At 38.7% G+C, this 20,031-nt stretch carries 21 protein-coding genes; 12 read left to right on the forward strand and 9 right to left on the reverse strand.

Annotated elements, in window-relative coordinates; translation table 11 throughout:
• Positions 1-95 precede the first annotated feature (95 nt).
• Genes ACZ5GY_RS02135 through ACZ5GY_RS02145 form a run of 3 tightly spaced genes read left to right on the forward strand, consistent with a single transcriptional unit; the run spans position 96 to position 1,973 of the window.
• Complete coding sequence (locus tag ACZ5GY_RS02135) at positions 96-611, forward strand: YeeE/YedE thiosulfate transporter family protein (protein WP_213691164.1); 516 nt, start codon at positions 96-98, stop codon at positions 609-611.
• Positions 612-614: 3 nt separating this feature from the next.
• Positions 615-1,145 carry a DUF6691 family protein gene (locus ACZ5GY_RS02140; protein ID WP_213695324.1) on the forward strand — a complete coding sequence of 177 codons (531 nt, stop codon included), beginning with the start codon at positions 615-617 and terminating at the stop codon, positions 1,143-1,145.
• A gap of 45 nt (positions 1,146-1,190) precedes the next feature.
• A complete protein-coding gene (locus ACZ5GY_RS02145) occupies positions 1,191-1,973 on the forward strand; it encodes an ADP-ribosylglycohydrolase family protein (RefSeq protein WP_213691162.1) in 783 nt (260 codons plus the stop codon).
• Between the two features lie 184 nt (positions 1,974-2,157).
• Here the strand turns inward: ACZ5GY_RS02145 and ACZ5GY_RS02150 are convergent, their stop codons facing one another.
• A complete protein-coding gene (locus tag ACZ5GY_RS02150; RefSeq protein ID WP_213699693.1) occupies positions 2,158-3,096 on the reverse strand; it encodes a YeiH family protein in 939 nt (312 codons plus the stop codon).
• A 124-nt stretch (positions 3,097-3,220) separates the two neighbouring features.
• On the opposite strand from ACZ5GY_RS02150, the gene ACZ5GY_RS02155 reads away from it, so the two are divergent.
• A complete protein-coding gene (locus ACZ5GY_RS02155) occupies positions 3,221-4,120 on the forward strand; it encodes a LysR family transcriptional regulator (protein WP_213699692.1) in 900 nt (299 codons plus the stop codon).
• A gap of 47 nt (positions 4,121-4,167) precedes the next feature.
• Here ACZ5GY_RS02155 and trpB read toward each other — a convergent pair whose 3' ends face one another.
• Positions 4,168-5,346, reverse strand: a complete 1,179-nt coding sequence (gene trpB / locus ACZ5GY_RS02160) for a tryptophan synthase subunit beta (protein ID WP_213695321.1) — start codon at positions 5,344-5,346, stop codon at positions 4,168-4,170.
• 299 nt (positions 5,347-5,645) lie between these two features.
• Here trpB and ACZ5GY_RS02165 point away from each other — a divergent pair, with 299 nt between their 5' ends.
• Complete coding sequence (locus ACZ5GY_RS02165; protein ID WP_213699691.1) at positions 5,646-6,188, forward strand: flavodoxin family protein; 543 nt, start codon at positions 5,646-5,648, stop codon at positions 6,186-6,188.
• 91 nt (positions 6,189-6,279) lie between these two features.
• On the opposite strand, the gene ACZ5GY_RS02170 is transcribed toward ACZ5GY_RS02165, so the two are convergent.
• Both ACZ5GY_RS02170 and ACZ5GY_RS02175 read right to left on the reverse strand, forming a co-directional pair.
• Positions 6,280-6,411 carry a hypothetical protein gene (locus ACZ5GY_RS02170; protein ID WP_307879514.1) on the reverse strand — a complete coding sequence of 44 codons (132 nt, stop codon included), beginning with the start codon at positions 6,409-6,411 and terminating at the stop codon, positions 6,280-6,282.
• 39 nt (positions 6,412-6,450) lie between these two features.
• On the reverse strand, positions 6,451-7,698 hold the full coding sequence (locus ACZ5GY_RS02175) for a phenylacetate--CoA ligase family protein (RefSeq protein ID WP_464111948.1): 1,248 nt from the start codon (positions 7,696-7,698) through the stop codon (positions 6,451-6,453).
• Between the two features lie 331 nt (positions 7,699-8,029).
• Between ACZ5GY_RS02175 and ACZ5GY_RS02180 the strand changes: the two genes are divergently transcribed.
• Positions 8,030-9,361 (forward strand): SH3 domain-containing protein, encoded by a 1,332-nt coding sequence (locus ACZ5GY_RS02180; RefSeq protein ID WP_464111949.1) that lies wholly within the window; start codon positions 8,030-8,032, stop codon positions 9,359-9,361.
• Positions 9,362-9,404: 43 nt separating this feature from the next.
• Here the strand turns inward: ACZ5GY_RS02180 and ACZ5GY_RS02185 are convergent, their stop codons facing one another.
• The 5 genes from ACZ5GY_RS02185 to ACZ5GY_RS02205 form a co-directional block, all read right to left on the reverse strand.
• A complete protein-coding gene (locus tag ACZ5GY_RS02185) occupies positions 9,405-10,241 on the reverse strand; it encodes an ABC transporter permease (RefSeq protein ID WP_213691921.1) in 837 nt (278 codons plus the stop codon).
• A gap of 70 nt (positions 10,242-10,311) precedes the next feature.
• Positions 10,312-11,439: an ABC transporter substrate-binding protein gene (locus ACZ5GY_RS02190; RefSeq protein WP_213691920.1), complete on the reverse strand. Its 1,128-nt coding sequence runs from the start codon at positions 11,437-11,439 to the stop codon at positions 10,312-10,314.
• A gap of 212 nt (positions 11,440-11,651) precedes the next feature.
• Positions 11,652-12,002 (reverse strand): hypothetical protein, encoded by a 351-nt coding sequence (locus ACZ5GY_RS02195; RefSeq protein WP_464111950.1) that lies wholly within the window; start codon positions 12,000-12,002, stop codon positions 11,652-11,654.
• Positions 12,003-12,026: 24 nt separating this feature from the next.
• Positions 12,027-12,224, reverse strand: coding sequence for a hypothetical protein (locus tag ACZ5GY_RS02200; protein WP_323402050.1), 198 nt, complete (start codon positions 12,222-12,224; stop codon positions 12,027-12,029).
• Positions 12,225-12,593: 369 nt separating this feature from the next.
• A complete protein-coding gene (locus ACZ5GY_RS02205) occupies positions 12,594-13,235 on the reverse strand; it encodes a molybdopterin-dependent oxidoreductase (RefSeq protein WP_464111951.1) in 642 nt (213 codons plus the stop codon).
• A gap of 113 nt (positions 13,236-13,348) precedes the next feature.
• Between ACZ5GY_RS02205 and ACZ5GY_RS02210 the strand changes: the two genes are divergently transcribed.
• The 6 genes from ACZ5GY_RS02210 to ACZ5GY_RS02235 all read left to right on the forward strand — a co-directional run bounded on the left by ACZ5GY_RS02210 (position 13,349) and on the right by ACZ5GY_RS02235 (position 19,905).
• A complete protein-coding gene (locus ACZ5GY_RS02210) occupies positions 13,349-13,660 on the forward strand; it encodes an SHOCT domain-containing protein (protein WP_213699702.1) in 312 nt (103 codons plus the stop codon).
• 82 nt (positions 13,661-13,742) lie between these two features.
• Entirely contained in the window at positions 13,743-14,852 is a 1,110-nt protein-coding gene (locus ACZ5GY_RS02215) for a PAS domain-containing sensor histidine kinase (RefSeq protein ID WP_213699703.1), read from the forward strand.
• Complete coding sequence (locus tag ACZ5GY_RS02220; RefSeq protein WP_213691914.1) at positions 14,853-15,497, forward strand: response regulator transcription factor; 645 nt, start codon at positions 14,853-14,855, stop codon at positions 15,495-15,497.
• Between the two features lie 150 nt (positions 15,498-15,647).
• Entirely contained in the window at positions 15,648-16,955 is a 1,308-nt protein-coding gene (locus ACZ5GY_RS02225) for a glycine/sarcosine/betaine reductase component B subunit (RefSeq protein WP_213701137.1), read from the forward strand.
• A gap of 11 nt (positions 16,956-16,966) precedes the next feature.
• The gene (locus ACZ5GY_RS02230) at positions 16,967-18,271 is read left to right on the forward strand and encodes a glycine/betaine/sarcosine/D-proline family reductase selenoprotein B (protein ID WP_213699704.1); all 1,305 of its coding nucleotides are present in this window, start codon (positions 16,967-16,969) and stop codon (positions 18,269-18,271) included.
• A 95-nt stretch (positions 18,272-18,366) separates the two neighbouring features.
• A complete protein-coding gene (locus ACZ5GY_RS02235; RefSeq protein ID WP_213691911.1) occupies positions 18,367-19,905 on the forward strand; it encodes a BCCT family transporter in 1,539 nt (512 codons plus the stop codon).
• The last annotated feature ends 126 nt before the right edge of the window (positions 19,906-20,031 follow it).

Genomic DNA, 20,031 nt, shown 5'->3' on the forward strand with positions numbered 1-20,031 from the left:
TTTCTTTATGCCATTTTAAAATAATGATTGAACAATTTTTTATTTTTAAACTATAATGTATTAATGCAATGAGGACAGAGAAAGGAGGAAAAGTAATGCGGCAAAGAATAAGACCAATGAACCCGTATATAGCAGGTAGTTTAGCAGGCGTTTTGTCTGTTGTTTCTACGTGGTTGACTGGGAAGTATTTCGGAGCCTCTACTTCTTTCGTTCGTTCTACAGGGTTTGTAGAAAAAGTATTTGCCTCTGAGCATTTTCTGAAAGTTGCGTATCTTGTGAAGTATGCTCCCAAGATAGATTGGCAACTTATGTTTATTGTAGGTATTTTTTTAGGGGCTCTTATGAGTTCTTTTATTTCTGGAACGTTCAGAATTCAGTTGACACCTGATTCTTGGGAAGATCGTTTTGGCGTACGCATTTTTCCTCGGGCAGTAACGGCTTTTATAGGTGGAGTAATTGCCATGTTTGGGGCACGACTTGCCGATGGCTGACCGAGTGGACACGGACTGAGCGGTTCGCTTCAGTTAGCAGTAAGTGGTTTGATAGCTCTTGTTTGTTTCTTTGGGGCAGGCATGATTGTTGCTCGTATTCTTTACGGGAAGGGGGAGTAGTGGATGAAACCCGATCTTATTTTCGGACTTGTAACAGGAATTATCTTCGGTATTTTGCTTCAAAAGTCTGAAGTAATTCGTTACGATAAACAGCTTGGGGCTCTTCGACTGCTCGACTTCACCATTCTTAAATTTATGCTCTCTACAATTGTTGTGGCAATGATTGGCACATACTTCCTTTTAGATCTCAATATGGTGAAACTATCGATAAAACCTACTATTCTTGGAGGGGTTATTCCAGGAGGTATTTTCTTCGGCATTGGTTGGGGATTGTTGGGATATTGCCCGGGAACTGCTATGGGAGCATTAGGAGAAGGGCGTCTTGATGCATTTTGGGGCATCTTAGGAATGTTGGTAGGAGCAGCTTTATATGCAGAAACATTTCCTTTTATGGAGCGTACTCTTTTGACGTGGGGCAATTTGGGAAAGATTACCCTTCCTCAAATACTTGGAGTGAATCACTGGGTTGTTATTACTATATTTGTTTTAAGTGCACTTTTATTTTTCCATTGGAGTGAAAGACGAGGATTATAAAGGGTAAAATGAAGTGTTATGAATTAAAAAAAGGAGGAAATATTCTTGATTGGAGCTGTAGCTGGAGACATTATAGGATCAATTTATGAGTGGAGTCCTACAAAAAATTATAACTTTGAACTTTTTAATAGAAAATCTTGTTTTACAGACGATACAGTTCTAACGATCGCTACGGCCGAGGCTCTTTTAGAAAAAGGTACAGAAGCAAATAGGAAAGATTTTTCGAGAGCATATATGAAATGGGGAAGAAAATATCCACATGCAGGTTATGGGGGACGTTTCAGGGAATGGCTGCGATATGGTGATCCTTCTATTGTTATTGATAGTTTTGGTAATGGCTCAGCTATGCGTGTTAGTCCCGTAGCCTGGGTTTCTGACGATATTGATATCGTTTTAAAACTAGCTCAAGAGAGTGCCGCTATAACCCATAGTCATCCAGAAGGCATTAAAGGGGCTCAGGCTGTTGCTGCAGCCATTTATATGGCACGGTATGGTGAAAATAAAGAATCTATTCGTTTAAACCTAGAGCGCATGTTTGGTTACGATCTAAGTCGAAAAATTATAGATATAAAAGCTACATACACATTTAATGTAACATGCCAGGGCTCTGTTCCAGAAGCCATAATTGCATTTTTGGAAGCAAATAGTTATGAAGATGCTGTTCGTTTAGCAGTTTCTTTAGGTGGGGATACCGATACACAGGCCTGTATGGCAGGATCAATGGCAGAAGCTGTGTGGCCTGTTCCTCAGGAAATAAAAGAAAGGAGTCAACGAATCTTGACGCAAGAGTTGTATCAAATTATTAATGAATTTGAAAAAAAGCATTGACATAAGTGCCTGTACCCTGTATGGTATTAAGTATAGTGTTTATGTAGAGTATAAGAGGTGATTTTTATGTCTATGCTGCTCGTTCTGACAAGTTTTTTAGTTATGATTTTGCTGAGTATGATGGTAGGGCAAGCTCAAAAGTTATAAGAGAGATTTTTGAACCGGGTCAATAAAGACCCGGTTTTTATATATTAAGGTGGACAAATCCCATTTTTATAATTGTAAGTGAAAGTATAGAAATAGTAACCCACAAAGTTACAGCTTTTAATAAAGCCCCTTTGCCAATTTTATGCAATTCTTCCCTTGTTAAGCCTGCACCTACAAAAAAAAGTGTTCCTACCATAAGTTTTTTTCCACATATAGCAAGGATATTCCAACTTTCTTCCATATGAGGAAGAAGCGACCGTACGAGTGCTGCCAGAAGAAAACCAAAGAGAAACCAAGGAATGGTTGCCTTGTTTTTGCTTCTATTAAGTTTCGTGGCAATGAATGAAAGGGGAAGAATCCAAAGAGCACGAGTTAGTTTAATTGTTGTTCCAATAGCTAAGGCTTGAGCTCCATAAATAGCAGAAGCTCCTACAACACTACTTGTGTCATGAATAGCAAGTGCTGCCCAAATACCGAAATCTGTTTGGGATAAATTCATAAGATGTCCAGCATACGGAAAGACTAAAAGAGCGACACCATTAAGAAGAAACACAACAGCCATTGCAACTGCTGTTTGACCTTGGGACGCTCCAATGGCAGAAGACATCGCGGCTATGGCGCTGCCTCCGCAAATAGCAGTTCCACTGCTTATGAGAAAAGAAGTATCCCTTTCGACTTTGTAAAGCTTTCCGAATAGCCATCCCAAGAGCATTGTTGTTGTAATGCTAAGGAACGTAATGCCAAGAGATGTATAACCTACCTTAAGAATAACACGAAGATGTAAGCCAAAGCCGAAAAGAATCACCGCAACTTGTAATAAGTATTTCGCAAGTTTTCCTGTGAGTTGTTTCAATGGATTTCCACAGGTCAGAGCAATAATGCTTCCGACACACAGAGCAAGAGCAGGAGAATGCGAGACTAGTGAGAGAAATATTCCCAAGATAATCCAAAAGAATGGTGATTGAAGAATTAACATAATAACGATAGCTCCTTTATATTTCAAATTGATGTCTCAACACTATAGTTTGAATTGATTATTGATTCCAGCTTATAATTATGATATTTTCTATCAATAAAATTGATAGATAGGGGAGTTTCTTATGGATTCTGTGACTCTCAGGCAACTTGAAATTTTTGTTTCAGTAGCAAAAAGTGAAAGTATGACGAAGGCAGCAAAAAATCTATATATTAGTCAGTCAGCAGCGAGCATGGCTCTGAGAGAGTTTGAAGAAATTTTAGGTGGTTCTGTTTTTTATAGAGTAGGGAGAGGGTTATCTTTAAATGATAGAGGACGGTTTCTGCTTCCCAAGGCAGAATATATTCTGGCCCTGATGAAAGATTTTATGGATGTTGCCAACAACGATAAAGAAAATCTGATGGGGGAACTTAAAATTGGCTGTAGTACGACTATTGGTAATTATTTTTTCCCCACTCGTTTAAAACAGTTTTGTGATGAACATCCGTTGGTAAAAATTAGTTTGAATGTAGGAAACACGCGAGAGATAGCCGATCTTCTTTCCGAGGGCGTTTTGGATATCGGGCTGGTAGAAGGACTTGTGGCACAAAGAGATATAGAAGAGGAAGAGTGGGTAAAAGATGAATTGGTGATTATAGCTTCTCCTGAACATCCTTTTGCTTGCAGAAAATTTGTTCCTATGCAAGAAATGCAGGAAGAACCATGGGTGTTACGAGAAAGGGGTTCTGGAACACTGAGTACGTTTGAAGCGGTTCTTTCACGTAAAAATTTAAGTTTTCACCATGTGCAGGAGATAGGTCATACTGAAGCGATTAAGAGAGTTGTAGAAGCAGGAATGGGCATGAGTTGTCTCTCAAAACTAGCTGTTGAGAAAGAGTTACTTGAGGGACATCTCGCAGAAATACATACTGATGAATGTATCTCTCGTTGGTTTAGAATAATTACTTTGCCAGAACAGTATAGAAGCAGATTATTTCTCTATATGTTGCGTTGGTTACGTTCATTAGCTTCTTCTATAAACTAATAAAGAGGGAAGCGACGTACTCTTACTGTATGTCGCTTCCCTCACTTTCACTCGATGAGAGGAAGTATAGTATCCATATCTTTATCACCTCTGCCTGAGAGGTTAACGAGCACAGTTTGATCTTTTGAAAGAGTAGGAAGTAATTTAAAAGCATATGCGAGAGCATGTGAACTTTCAAGAGCAGGAATAATCCCTTCTTTTCTAGAGAGAAGTTTAAAGGCATTTATTGCTTCCTGATCTGTTACTGATGTATAAGATACACGACCGCTATCTTTTAAATATGCATGCTCTGGCCCTACTCCGGGATAGTCCAATCCTGCGGAGATAGAGTAAACTTCTGCGGGTTCTCCCTGATCATCCGAAAGAACATAGCTTTTAAAGCCATGAATGACACTGGGGTGTCCAGCTGAGAGTGTGGCTGCATGTTCTCCTGTAGCCAAGCCTTTCCCTGCAGGTTCTACTCCTACGATTTTTACTTCCCGATCGTTTAGGAAACCAGCGAAAAGGCCAATGGCGTTACTTCCTCCACCTACACAAGCTACAGCGTAATCGGGCAGATTTTGTTCACGTTCAATAAATTGAGAGCGAGCTTCTTTGCCAATAATACTCTGAAAATCGCGAACGATAGTTGGATAGGGATGGGGGCCGACAGCGGACCCTAAAAGGTAAAAGGTTTCCGGATTTTCAGCAAAGGCTTTTAGTGCTGCATCGACAGCTTCTTTTAATGCTTTTTGTCCGTCTTCAACAGCAATTACTTCTGTTCCCAGAACTTTCATTCGAGCTACATTAGGTGCCTGTCTTGCAACGTCAAGAGCACCCATGTAGACGGTGCATTTCATACCCATTAATGCTGCTACGGTGGCACTTGCTGTTCCATGCATGCCTGCACCTGTTTCAGCTATGAGTTCCGTTTTGCCCATTCTTTTTGCGAGGAGTGCTTGTCCTATGGCGTTATTAATTTTATGAGCACCGGTATGGTTTAAGTCTTCGCGCTTAAGGAAGAGACGTCCGCCACCAAAATAGTGAGAAATATTCTTACATTCTGTAAGAGCAGAAGGCCTGCCAACGTATTCTTTGAGAAGGCTCATAAATTCCTCTTTAAAAGAGGGGTCGCTTTTTGCTTCATCGTAAGCCTTTTCCAGTTCATCAAGGCGGATCTGTAGTGCTTGAGGTACAAAACTTCCTCCGTATTCTCCAAAATATCCTTTTTTCCCCTTTGTAGTCATGAGTATTTCCTCCTTGTATTTTTTAGTTTGAATAAAAAAAGGGTTTCCCTCGCTTATGGAGAGAAACCCTTTTTCTTTACGTTGAATTAAAATTAAAGAAAAAGGGCTGCGGTTTGGCCCCGCAGCCCTAAAAATACAGGTAAAATCTGCGGCGGCGCTATCTGCGCCACCACCAGAACATTGTTATTGTATTTGTACATGTGAGATAATCAGCGTAATTTTTCATATAGTTACTCTAGCAATAGAAGCAGTATTCTGTCAAGATGCATAACTAACCTATTTACCGGGAGGTAGTACTTATGAAGATACTCGCGTTACTTGGCAGTCCCAACAAAAAAGGGAACACGGCGTCACTTTTAGAGAAATTTCTGGAAGGTGCAGCTACTCATAATGTCGAAAGTGAGACTGTTTTTTTACACTCTTGTAACATTGCTCCTTGTACCGCATGTAATTCTTGTCGCGAAAACCCGGAGGTGCTTTGTGTAATTGACGATGATATGCAACAACTCTATTCTAAAGTGTACGATGCAGATGTTCTCGTTTTTGCTACTCCTGTCTATTGGTGGACAATTTCTGCTCAGATGAAACTTTTTATGGATCGACTCTATGCCATTAATTACGACAGACTAAAAAATAAAAAGGTAGTTTTGATAATGACTTATGGTGGAGAGAAACCTAACCTTGGCCCAGAACTTGTAGAAAAGATGTATACAGACATTTGTGATTGGTTAGGCATGAATTTTTACGGGGTGCTGGAAGCGTGCTCTGGAAATACTCCAACGTCGAAAAATAGTGACGCCCTTCAAGAAGCTTTTGATTTGGGAGTTTCATTAGCGGATTGACACTAAATAAGTATGAAATGAAAAAATAAAGGCCGCTCGAAAAAGACAACTACAAATTCCTTTTTCGGGCGGCCAGCAATAGAAATAGTCGCTATCTTCGTTCATGATTTCGTGCCTCTTTGTAGGCGAAAGAAAGCCCTTCAAAATCAAATTCGTTTTGCTTGGGGTCGTAAAGGTTTTCGTTCATTCTTGTTTTTTCCTGATGTACCTTTTTCTCAGACATTATATATTCCTCCCTTTTAGACCTATCGGTTGGCCTTTTTTAAGCTACATGCATTACGCGGCAAGCTTTCCCTTCGTTTCTAACGAGAGTTTCAGGGTCAGCAATCTGAACGTTAATTCGAATGCCGAGTTTCTCTTTTAAATGATGTGATGTCTTTGCCTTGAGTTGTTCTCTTCCAGATTCAGATAGAAGTTTGGCAGATTCGCAGACTACCGTAAGTTCTGGCATATCTTTGTGATGGCGTACCTCTAGATGGTAGTGCAGAGAAAGTCCTTTTACAGAAGCGAGGGCAGCTTCTACTTGGGATGGGAAAACGTTGACACCCCGTATTATGAGCATATCGTCATTACGTCCGGCAACTCTTGCAATTCGTTTTCCTTGACGGCCACAACTGCAAGGTTCTGTAATAAGAGATGTCAGGTCTCGAGTTCTGTAACGAATAAGTGGAAAAGCTTCTTTATTAATTGTCGTGATAACAAGCTCTCCAAACTCCCCGCCGGCTAAAGGTTGTGCGCTTTCTGCATCTATTGTTTCCATAAAAAAGTGATTATGGTTAAAGTGCATTCCATTTTTTGCATTGCACTCCATAGCTACCCCAGGTCCCATAATTTCAGAAAGACCATATGAATTGATAACAGTGATTCCTAGCATTTCTTCTATTTGATGTCCCATATCTTCAGTCCAGGCTTCTCCACCAAGAATAGCAAGACGAAGATTCAGTCTAGAACGCAAGTTATGCTTAACAATTTTCTCAGCGAGGTATAGAGCATATGAGGGCGTGCTTGTAAAAACAGTTGTTTGCGCGTCTTCCATTAAAAGAAGTTGGCGATCTGTAAAACCTCCTCCAGATGGAATAACCATAGCTCCAATTTTTTCTGCCCCGTAATGAAATCCGAGAGCTCCAGTAAAAAGGCCGTACCCAAGAATGATTTGAAATACATCATCAGATGTAACCCCAGCTGTTTTTAAACATTCTGCCATACATTCTTTCCAATCATTGATATCTCTTTGTGTGTAAGGAACAAATGTAGGTTTGCCTGTTGTTCCAGAGGAAGCGTGAAGTCTAACAACCTGATTTTGTGAACAGGCGAGAAGTCCGAGAGGGTAGCTATCCCTCAGATCTTGTTTTGTAGTAAAAGGTAACTTTTTAAAATCATCAATTGAATGAATGTCCTCTGGGAAAATTCCACATTGTTCCATTTTCTTTCTATAAAGACCGTGAGTATTCCAGACTTGACGTACTATTTTTTGAAGACCGATCAATGTTGATTTATCAACTTGAAACATATTAATTTCCACCTTTCGCGTTCATTTTTAATTTCAAAGAATAAAAAAAGGGCCGGATCCCCTAGTAACGGGAACCCGGCCCTGTAAAGGCCATCAACGCCTAAGCGCTGGCCCTCCAGAGGGGTCCCTCGCCGGCGTAATAATACTCAAAAAAGCAGTTGGAAGAGGATATAATAACTAAAGACATTAAAGTTGCCTCCAACCTGTCTGAAATTTTAAACACTTATATCATTGCAGAAGATAAATGTCAAATGAGGAATATGAAATCATAAATAAAGAGCGGAGAAGAGGGTGATCAATCCTGACCTTAAGTAGAAAAAGTAATTTTAAAATGTACGTTTTTTTATTTTGCCTGTTGTTTTTTAGCCTATGTTTTAAATCGGTTTCCTGGGCGTATCAAAAGGATGAAGAAGAAATAAAAGATATCGTCTCTTTAAGTCAGAATTGCTTTTATTACATAACCGGAGATTATTCGGATCGAATTTTGAATGTTGAAGCACAAAAAAATATGGATAATCAATATAATAAACATTACTTTTCTCCGTGGTCTCAAAGTGAGCCTTCTCGGGGCCTTGATTCTTTACTGTGGCCTTTTAAATGGTTCCCATATCAAAAAACATATGGAGAAAATAGATGTTTGAGATTATATGGTTGGTATGAAAAGCAAAAGGAAAACGCCCAAATAGAGCATTTTGGAAGCCAAAACAAGAAGGTTATAGTAGTGGAAGAGGCAAATCTTCGAGCTTTCCCGTCAAATGAGCCAGTCTTCTTTGACTTTGAAAAGGCAGGCGAAGGATATCCCTTTGATTATGGACAGAATACAACGGTGAAACCAGGAGATCCTCTTTTTGTCTCTCATCTTTCTGAAGATGGAGCATGGGCTTTTGTTGATAGTCACGCAGTTTCTGGATGGATAGATACTCGTCGTATCGCATGGATAACAGAAGACCAGATAAAAATGTGGAGAGAATATCCGATGGGCGTAGTGATAAAAGATAACCTTCCTCTTCTGGATAATGAGAAACATTTTTATGCCAAAGCAAAAATAGGAACAATTTTACCCATAGTTAAACATTTTCCTCTTCAAGCTTCATATGAAGTACTTATTCCAGTTCGAGGATTGGATAGTAATGTTTTTTTTAAAAAGATCATTCTTTCTGATTGTTGCATTACTCCAAAGCCTTTAGATTTCACAAAATGGAATGCAGCTTATATTGCTTCACAATTTATGCATGAACCTTACGGTTGGGGTGGGGGTAATAATAGGCGAGATTGTAGCGCCACGACGCAGGATTTTTTTGCAGTGTTTGGCTTATGGTTACCAAGAAATTCGAAAGCCCAAGCTTCACAAGGAATTTCTGTCGACGTGAAAGGCCTTCCTCTTATCGAAAAGGAAAAAACGGTACTTTCGCAAGGGAAACCTTTTTTAACTTTAGCAGCTTTGCCAGGGCATATTATGTTGTATATAGGAACATATCATGACAAACCCGTTTTTTTACATAATTTATGGGGGATACGTACTTTGGTTGAAGAAAAAGAGGGAAGGTTGATTATTGGTCGAACAGTTATTACTTCGCTCGAAGCAGGAAATGAGCTATCAAGTATTGTTGAAAAAAGCATTATCGGCAATCGAGTTACACATTTTGTCGTTTTGTCTGATTAGAATAGAAAAGGAGGCTGGTAGAAAATTCAGCCTCCTTTTTAAGTTAACGTGCAGTATGTTGCCATGAAAATTTTTTTTCTTCAAGATATCTGAAAGCGTAATCAAGAAGGGCGCCAATAACACCAATGCAGATCATTCCGGTAATGACAATATCTACTCGTGCTAATTCGTAAGCATGGGTAATTAAATATCCAACGCCGGAAAGACTTCCGGGTAGCATCTCTGCTGAAACTAAACATCCCCACGCAGCGCCTAGTCCTGTTCGCATCCCATTCATCAATGTAGGAGCAGCTCCAGGTAGAAGTATCTTCCTAAAAATGTCTGACTTAGTGGCGCCGAGCACACGAGCTGACTCTATTAGCGTTTTAGGAACGTTTTTTACGGCATGTATTGCACTCGTTATGATAGGAAAAAAAGCTCCTAAGAAGATAATGTAGACCATTGAGAGCTTAAAGTTACTCAAATAAACATACCACGTTCCTTGTCGAAGCCCAAAGATGGTGGCAAAACTTGTCATTCCAAGCCAGGCTAAAATAAGAGGAACCCATGCTATTGGGGGAACTGGCCGGAAAAAACCTAAAAAAGTATTAAAAAAATAGTATATATTTTCTCTTGATCCCATAAGTATTCCCAAAGGAAGCGCTACTAGCAAAGCTACAGTATATCCTAATAAAACCCTAATAAGACTTACGGCTATATTGGTAAATAAAGATCCTAACCCAATTATGCTTTTACTGGGCATGATAAATTGTTTTAATACTTCTTGAGAGGTTGGAAGGATCATAGGATTGTTTACTATATCTGCCATATACCCCCAAAGAATAAGAATTGAAAAAGGGAGTATTAGAGAAAGTCCAGTTTTGAATGCGAGTTGTTTCATGGTGATCTCTCCTAAATTATTTCTATCAAGAAGAGGGGAATTTCCCCCCTTCTTGATACGAGTCAAAATTCTATTCAACTTTATTGATGAAACTGAAGTCAAAGAAAACCTTTTTTATTTCATCAAAGCTTTTTCCTTTCATTTCTCCTTCGAACTTGCCCATATCATTTAAAACATCTACATAGAGTTTGACTCCATCCATCCATTTTTCTGAAGGAGTTGTCGTGTAAACGATAGTTGCATTTTCAGCTGCTTCTACAGGAATTCCGATAATTTCAGAATTGATTTTTGCTGCTTCTTTTTTATGGGCCGTACACCATTCAGCACTGTTATGGAATAACTGAGTAAGTGCCTGGTACACTTCGGGATGCTCTTTTATAGAATCTTCTCTTGCAGTGAGAGAGCAACAAGGGAAATCATACCATTGTCCTGCAGGGGGAAAGTCTTTGAGGTGTAAAACAATTTTCCCTATCCCTTGAGCTTCTGCTGTTTCTGGATAGTGAGAGGGGCCGACCCAACCATCTACGAAATTTCCAGAGAAAGCTGGTAGCATATTTCTATCGCCTTTTAAATCAACAAGTAAAACATCAGCAGTTGAGTCGTTTGGATCTTCGGTAACCTTTAATCCTCCTTTTTTTAAAGCTGTTTCAAGAACAACACGCGGCGCGCTAGTTGGGGAGTGGTAGCCAAGACGAACGGGATTAGGCGAATCCTTTATATGTTTTTCTAAGGCATCCCAGCCATAAAACTTTGTTTCGGGAGGGAACACAAGGGCTATTCCATCTACATGTATAGGGCAGAGGACGCGTAATTTAGTTCCTCTATCGTAGGCAAACATCATGCCGGTAGTTGAATTAACGCAGCAATCAAGTCGTTTTTGACCTAAGAGAACTGCCGATTCAGAACTTCCCTTTGTAACAACCATTTCAAGCAAAGCAATCTTTTCGCCATTAGAATAAAGTTCATATTGCTGTTTTTCAATGATAGGTTTGAGATAAACTCCGCCATCTTTGAATTTTTCGCCTCGTGCTGTAGCAACAAGTAAAATGCCTGCATGGAGATCAAAGCCCCAGGCCATTTTAATTACAGGAACTTCTTGTGCTAGTGCTGGAGATGAAGAAAGCGGGAGTAGCATCGATGATGCAATCGTAAGTAAAAGCGCACAGAACAATGAAAATTTTTTTGATTTAGAGAACATGTAGTGCACCCTCCTGTTATGGAATAATTTTTATAACTTTTAAGAATCATGCCGGCATGCCAGAAATATTAACATCAAGATATTTTTAAAGCAAGAGTGAAGAAAATCACCTATTGTGGGGAAATATAAAAAGCGAGGGCGGAAATTTGAATATAAAAGCAGAGGGAAATAACTTGTTTCAAATCTTTAATAATTCCCCCTGCTTTTATTTATTATGGTATTACAATTTCTTTTTTCATAGTGCCAAAAATGTTGCATTCAGCTGTAACGGTTATATTTGTGCCTGAAGATATGTCTGGTATTTTGAAAGTATCTATTTGTATTTTTGAATTCTCTTGAGTTTTATACATCCTTTCTTCGAATGTTTTTCCGTTGACTTCTACTTTTATAATTTTAATGTGGTGTTTTTCTGGATTATCTACCGCATGTTCAATGTGAACAGAGAGAATTTTTTGTAAAGGGTCCCATTGAAGTTTTATGTCTTTAGGAGGATGGGCGAGAGCGGCAAAGCTAAATATAAAGAAAGAGAGGAAAATGCAGAGGATGTTTAACTTACTTTTCATTTTCATCCCTCCTTCCACTTTTATTTACTGTAAGAATAGCCAGTAAATGAGACCATGAATAAGTCCAAACAAAAGAGCACTTAGTGCGACCCATTTATGAATTTTAAAAACAAGGGTTCCCTTAAAATATCGTCGTAGCACATTTCCGAACAAGCCAGTAACACAAGCAATAATTAACAGAACAATAGCGATACGACCAGTCCATTGAAATAAACTAATCATTGCCATTACCCTCCACTATTCATAAAATGAATGTCACCCTCTTAATCGCAAGTAAAAAACTCCGAAATTAAGAATGGCGTAACAAATTCCTAAAAAAAGATCAACATATCTCTTTGGGAACCCTTTTTGTAGAATACGTATTCTAATGTAATAGAAGGCATGGAAAGATACCAATACAATGGTCAAAGGTTGGATATTAAGGTGTAGGCGAAAGGCTGATGGTTTTGTTATGATCCAGTCAAAAATACGTGGATGTAATATTGCATATCCACTTATAAAATTAATAGAAAGAACGGGAATAAGAAGCCATGCAAAAATTCTATTAAGCTTTGCCAGAAATTTTTCGTATGCTTTGGATTCTAGCATAAGTTAATCCCCAAACATTGATTTATCAATATCTCCTTGATTGCTATATCCTCGAGATTCCCAGTACCCCTTATACCTTTCGTCATCCGATAACTCAAGGCGCGTAATCCAACGAATCCATTTATATCCCCACTTATCTTCTGCTACAAGCTGAAGTGGAAATCCTTGCGCCTGTGGAAGTACTATTCCATTTATATGATCAGCTAACATAATATTCTTCTCTTTAATGTATTCGAGTGGTAACGACGTTGTATACCCGTCGACGGCATGAAAGATAATAATTTTACTTTCTTTTTTAGGCACACTGAGGTTGATGAGATCGGTTATGAGAAAACCTTCCCATAAACATGTTACAGCCCAGCCTTCAACACAATCTATACGTATAACTTTCTTGGCTTGGGGGAGTTTCTCCGTAAGTTCTTCTAAAGTAAAAGAAAGGGGGGTTTCTACAAGTCCATCCACAACGAGTGTATATGTATCTGGATTTACCTCTTGAATTCCTTTGATTGAATTTTCTCTAAAATCTTTTATTGAGCCTAACTTTGTTCCTTCGTATTCGTTTATCTCTACAGTGGTCAGAGTTTGGGCGTAACTAGAATGTACTGAAGGGAAGAAAATATATATGGCTATTAAAAAAACACTCACTAATAGAAAGTGATTTCGGGACATGATATCATCTCCCTAATAAAAAAGAATTTTCTTTATTGTATGTTTATATCTTTTGGACTGTCAATAGAAACGAAAGGGGGGAAATTTCAATGCGTATGTTATTTTTTATGGTTTTAGGGTTAAGTATCGTATTTCCATATTTTGCTTTTGCAAATTCAGAGAGTCTGCCATGGAGTATGTGGCATCCAATGATGTTTGGATTTCCAGGAGGGATTTTTATGATGCTAATCATTATCGTTGGCATTGTCATATTGCTCGTTTTGCTTTTCAAAAAAGAGCCAACACCCCATTTGGTTTCATCTACACATGAAGCGGCTTTAGATATTTTAAAACGTCGTTATGCACGAGGAGAAATATCAAGAGAAGAATTTGAACAGATGAGAAGAGATATTGAAGAATAATAACGTATAATAACCAGTTATTGCCATTTCCTAATTTATTCTTTTATAGGAGCTTTAATTAGATTTAAGGAGCGATAGTTCTATGTCAGAAAAAGTCCTTCATGTCACAGCGTATGAATCTATTTTAAAAACTCTTTTAGAACCGTTTGCTTTACATGAAATTATAAGGGATGAAGAGGGATGTCCTATTGATTTCCGCTTTATTGACGTTAATCCTTCTTATGAAAAAGTAATGAGGCGCAAACGTATTAACGTTGTAGGAAAAACTTTTCAGGAGGTTTGGCCTAATCCTGAAGAGTTATGGATGGATAACATGCTTGAAACAGCTAAGTCTGGTCATTCCAGACATTTTGAAGGGTACAGCAGGGAAACAGATCGTTATCTTCATGCCTTGTTTTTTCCAGTAAACAGTAATGTTATAGGTGTTCTTTTTCTTGATCTTACGCAATATTATCAATCAGAAGAAGCTCTTGATAGAAGTCAGAGGATGCTTTTGAAATACAGTCAGGAATTACAAAGTTTAGTAACTCGTCTGTCTCTTACAGAAGAAGGAATTCGCCGCACTATAGCTCGAGAGATACATGATCAATTTGGCTATTCTTTTGTGACGGTCATGAATAATCTAAAGCAAATACGGAAATTGGCAGATGAAGATGAAGCTGCACTTTCTAAAGTGAATGATACCATTAATATTTTGCAAGATATTATTGATGATGCACGAGAATTGACGTTTCAAATCAGTTCCCCTATCTTGTACGAGGTGGGGTTAGGTGCAGCAATAAAAGATTTAGGAGAACGGTTATTTAAAAAAAATAATATCTACTTCACATATAGAGGAAAAGTCTGTGATCAAGGTATTGATGATAATGTAACTGTTCTTTTATTTCAAATTGTCAGGGAACTGTTTGTCAATGTAATTAAACATGCACAAGCGACAAAAGTTTCTGCTACATTGAGGCGTACACCTCGTAATGCTGAAATAGTTGTAGATGATAACGGAATTGGCTTTGAAAAAAACAATTTATTTCTCATAAGTGGTTCAAATCACTTTGGATTATTCAGCATTAAAGAAAGGCTTAATTATATTGGAGGAACGGTTGAAATTCTTAGTGAGCCGGGGAAAGGAAGTACTATCTTAGTTTCAGCTCCAGCCAATACAACAGATTTACAGGAGCGAAAGGTTAAATTTTAGATGAAAATATTGCTTGTTGATGATCATAAAATGTTTCTTGATGGATTGAAGCGATCCCTTGAACAAAATAATTTTATTGAAGAAATATTTACAGCGATCAGTGGAAAAGAAGCGTTGCGAGTCATAAGTCAAAATTCGGATATAGATTTAGCCATCGTAGATGTTACGATGCCTGATATGAATGGAAGCATACTCACCCAAAAGTTAAAGAAATGCTTACCTGATTTGAAGGTACTAGCACTTTCCATGTATTCTAATGTTTATATTATTTCTGATATGCTTCGATCGGGAGCTACTGGATACGTTTTAAAAGATTGCGAGACAGAAGAGCTGGAGAGAGCTATTCAAGCGGTATATTATGGAGCTTTTTACTTGTGTTCTACAGCAGGTTCGTTGATTATAAAAAACTACCTTAACCTCCTGGAAAACTCAGAAGAGTTAAGAGAACCTGAGTTAACAGAGAGAGAAAGAGAAATTTTATGCCTTTTAGCTCATGGGCTTAAAGTTCATGAAATAGCACAAAAACTTTCTATAAGCCGCCATACCGTTAATACTCATAGAAGCAATATCATGGCAAAGCTTAACTGTGATACTTTTGTTGATTTGATCCGATATTGTATTCGAGAGGGTATTTGCAAAGAGTAACATCCTTCAAAGTCCCCTCCTTTTTCACCTATCTCACTCACTGTGTGAGATAAAAATCATACACTTGCTTATTACTCTATTACACAGTGTGCAATATACACTCACACACCATCCCCCCTAGAATGAGTCTCCAAGGGGGGATGGTTTTTTATGAGATTAGAGATAGGTAATTTTCATGTGAAAGATATGGTTTTTGGCGATGCGACAGCTTTTAGTAACGGCGTTCTTACTATAAATAAAAAAGAAGCCTTAGATGTAGTTTTTGAAGACGCTCACATTACGGAAGCAGAATTACATATCGTTAAGCCGGGTGACATGGTTCGTATCACGCCTGTAAAGGATGCTTTTGAACCAAGATGTAAAGTTACTGGAAATTCTATTTTCCCTGGTTTTTTTGATAGTTTCGAACCTGTAGGACAAGGACGTACCCATGCGTTAAAGGAGTGTTCCGTTCTCTCTGTTGGAAAACATTGGGGATGTTTTCAGGATGGTCTAATCGATATGGGAGGAGAATTTCAGAACCATACTATTTTCGGCTCAATGACCAATTTGGTTCTTGTAGCAGAAACTGACGAAGAATTTGAAAAGAGAGCATTCCAAAAAAGAAATATAGCCCATCGTAAAGCAGGGATGCGTCTGGCAAAATATTTAGGCGAATGCCTACGACATCTTGAGCCGGAGGATATAGAAGTTTATGATTTACCTCCTCTTGGTAAGCGCGGATCAGATGTAGAGTCACTTCCTCGTGTTGCGTATATAATGAAGGTGTTGGCACAATGGGAAGACAGAGGATATAACGCAGAGTACTATGGTTGGGATACAAAGAGAATTCTTCCTATGTATGTGCATCCCAATGAAATTCTTGACGGTGCTATTGCGGGAGGCAGTTTTACACCTGCTTCAAACAATATGTCAACATATTCCTTTCAAAATAATTCCATAGTCAAAAAACTAATGAAAGAGCACGGTAAAGAAATCAATTTCCTTGGCGTCATTCTGAGCAATGAGACAGTTGAGCTCAGCGAGAAAAAGCTGTGCGTTTTAACAGATAGTCGTTTAGCGCAAGCTTTAGGGGCAGACGGAGTCATCATTTCCAGAGAAGGATATGGAAATGCTGATGTGGGTTTTATGCTCACTATAGCAGAGCTTGAAAAAATGGGGATAAAAACGGTAGGTGCGGTTAATGAATGCACAGGAAGAGACGGAGCTTCTCAACCTATGGTGCTTATGAGAAAAGAAGCTGATGCCCTGGTTTCTACAGGAAATGTATCAGAAATTTTAGAGTTGCCTTCTATGCCTGTTGTTTTAGGAGATTTAGAGTCTATTGCTCGAGACGGTTGTGGTGGTGGATGGGAAGGTTGTGTACGTGAAGATGGCTCTCTCACTATTGAGGCGCAGGCCTTTCTTGATGGCGATGCTCAAACAGGCGATTCTATTAAACGCTGTGCGGAGTTTTAAGGAGGCGTAACATGTTGAAAGCTATCCATTACATAAATCAGTTTTTTGGACAAATTGGGGGAGAAGACAAGGCTGATTATCGGCCCTCTTTTCACACAGAGTTAGTTGGTTGCTCTAATATACTCAATTCTCTTCTTTCTGAAATTGAAATTACACATACTATCATCTGCGGGGACAATTATGTAAATGAGCATACAGAAGAAGCCCTTTCAGAGATCATTGGATGGTTGGAAAAAGAGGAATTTGACTTTTTCTTTGCCGGTCCGGCATTTATGGCTGGGCGATACGGAAGTGGTTGTGGCCTTATCTGTAAAGCTGTAGCGAATCATTTTAACGTGCCAGTAATTACATCTATGAATGAAGAGAATCCTGGCGTTGAATTGTTCAAGAAGGATATATACATCTTTAAAGGTGGTCGAAAAGCTACCTTTATGAAACAAGATGCGGAAAAGATGGCTCTTTTTGCAGATAAAATTGCTCGTAAAGAGGTCTTGGCTCCTGCTGTGGAAGAGGGATATTTCGGACGAGGCATTCGTCACCAATATTTTCCCAAACCATCAATTCCTGCCCATGATCGTCTCTTTAGCATGTTAATGAAAAAGTTGAAAGGTGAATCTTTTCAAACGGAGTTGCCTATTCCTGAACCAGATATTGTTCCTATTGCTTCAGCTGTAAAGGATATAACTAAGGCTAGAATTGCTTTAGTTACATCTGGTGGAATAGTACCTAAGGAAAATCCTGACAGGATACAATCTGCTTCTGCAACTATTTGGGGAGAGTATAACGTTTCTCAACTTGATAGGCTTCCTGCTGGAGATTTTGTAACAATTCATGCAGGTTATGATTCAGAAGCTGCTAATGCTGATCCTAACAGAGTCTTACCCCTTGATGCTCTGAAATATCTAGTAAAAGAAGAAAAGATTGGATCTGTAAACGATTATTATTTTGCAACAGTAGGTACGGGAACAACTCAAAAAGAAGCTTCACGAATGGCATTGGAGATTGTAGAAAAATTAAAAGAACAGGCTGTGGATGCTGTAGTTCTTGTGACTACCTGAGGAACCTGTACTCGTTGCGGGTCAACGATGGCTAAGGAAATAGAAAAAGCTGGCATTCCTGTTGTTGTAATTACAAATTTAACCGATATAGCTGCTTCTATCGGTCCTAATAGGATAGTTCAAGGAAGTTCCATTCCTCATCCACTTGGTAATCCTTCCCTTGAAAAAGATCAAGAATTCGAGTTTAGATTAGCAATTGTAAAGAAGGCTATTTTAGCCTTAACAGATGACATTCAGAAACAGACAGTCTTTGAATGAGGCTTTTATTACAGGAGAAGCTCGATAAGTTCAGTTTCTCCTGTTCTTCATAATTACTATTACTTTAACTTCGTGCAAAGAAGGGAGTATTATCAATGGGCAAAAGCAAGAAGATGAATCCAGTTTTTATTGTAGCGTTGTGTATCACTCTTTTTGTAGTTGTTTGGGGCATAGTTGATCCAGAAGGATTAGGTGTCGGAGCCAGTAATGTTTTTGATTTTTTAATAGCCAAATTTGGCTGGCTCTACGTTTCTGTAATGTCTTTACTTTTGCTTTTCTGTGTCATTATTGCTTTTAGCCGTTTTGGGAAAATTAAACTTGGTGATCCAGATTCAAAGCCGGAATTCAGCAATTTTTCATGGCTAGCCATGTTATTTTCTGGTTCTATGGGTATCGGTCTTGTCTTCTATAGCGTGGGAGAGCCTCTTATGCACTATATGGCTCCACCTTTAGCTGAACCTAGAACAGCTGAAGCTGCTGCGCAGGCAATGCAGATTACTTTTCACCATTGGGGACTTCACCCTTGGGCGGGTTTCTGCGTTATGGGACTTGCTATTGCTTATGCTCAGTATCGTCGTGGCGGAAAAGCTTTGGTTAGTAGTTTTATGATTCCCCTAACGGGAGAAGCCGGTCAGAAAAGTGTTGTTTGTAAAATAATAGATATATTGGCTATTTTTGCAACTTTGGCTGGATTAGCAACATCTCTTGGTCTTGGTGCTATGCAAATTACAAGCGGGTTGAATCATTTGCTTGGTTTACCAGATGCCTTTTCTACACAAATGAGTGTCATCATTGTAATTACTTGTATTTATGTGGCTGCAGCTGTCTCAGGAATCAATAAGGGAATCAAAATGATTTCTGATTTGAATCTATACATAGCTTTTGCGATTATGCTTGTAATGTTCGCAGTTGGCCCAACTGTATCAATTCTAGGCTCATTCCTTAATGGTATTGGTTACTATTTTAGTGGAATTGTAAAGCAATCTTTCTTAATGGCTCCTTATGGTGGAGCTCTCTCTAAATGGCTTGGAGGATGGACTGTCTTTTATTGGGCTTGGTGGATGGCCTGGGCTCCTTTCGCTGGTTCTTTTATTGCAAGAGTTTCTAAAGGACGCACCGTACGAGAGTTTATTATTGGAGCTCTTCTTACTCCCAGCTTAGGAACCTTTGTTTGGTTTGCAGTTTTTGGAACATCAGGTATTCATCTTGACATTGCAGGAATTGCTCCTGTAGGGCAAGCAGTTTTAGAAAATATCTCAACAGGTCTATATAAGGTTTTTTCTTATTACCCCTTAGGTCAGGTCTTATCTGGTCTTGCAGCTATTTTGGTTTCGACGTTTTTCATTACGTCTGGGCAAGCTGCTTCTCTTGTTCTAGCTATGTATTCTGAAGATGGTGAGATTAATCCTTCTAAAATTAAGATAGCAATTTGGGGCATTCTTTTAGCTGCTTTGGCGGCTGTTCTCTTAATGAGTGGAGGATTGAAGGCTCTACAGACAATTTCTATAGTTGCGGCATTTCCATTTTCTGTCGTTATGCTTATTGCTTGCGTGGCTATATGGAAAGGCTTTTCACAGGATCCTGTTGTTAAAAACGAAATAGCAGAACGTATGCGTAAAGATATGAATATGTAAATTGTAAAAATATTAATTCATATTGCTGTTTTTTAATACAAAGAGGGAAGAGCGCGAAAAAGCGCTCTTCCCTCTTTTAATGAAATCTGATAATCATAAACTGTTAGTATTACTCTGCTGGTATAA

It is taken from the genome of Aminobacterium thunnarium (assembly GCF_055390565.1).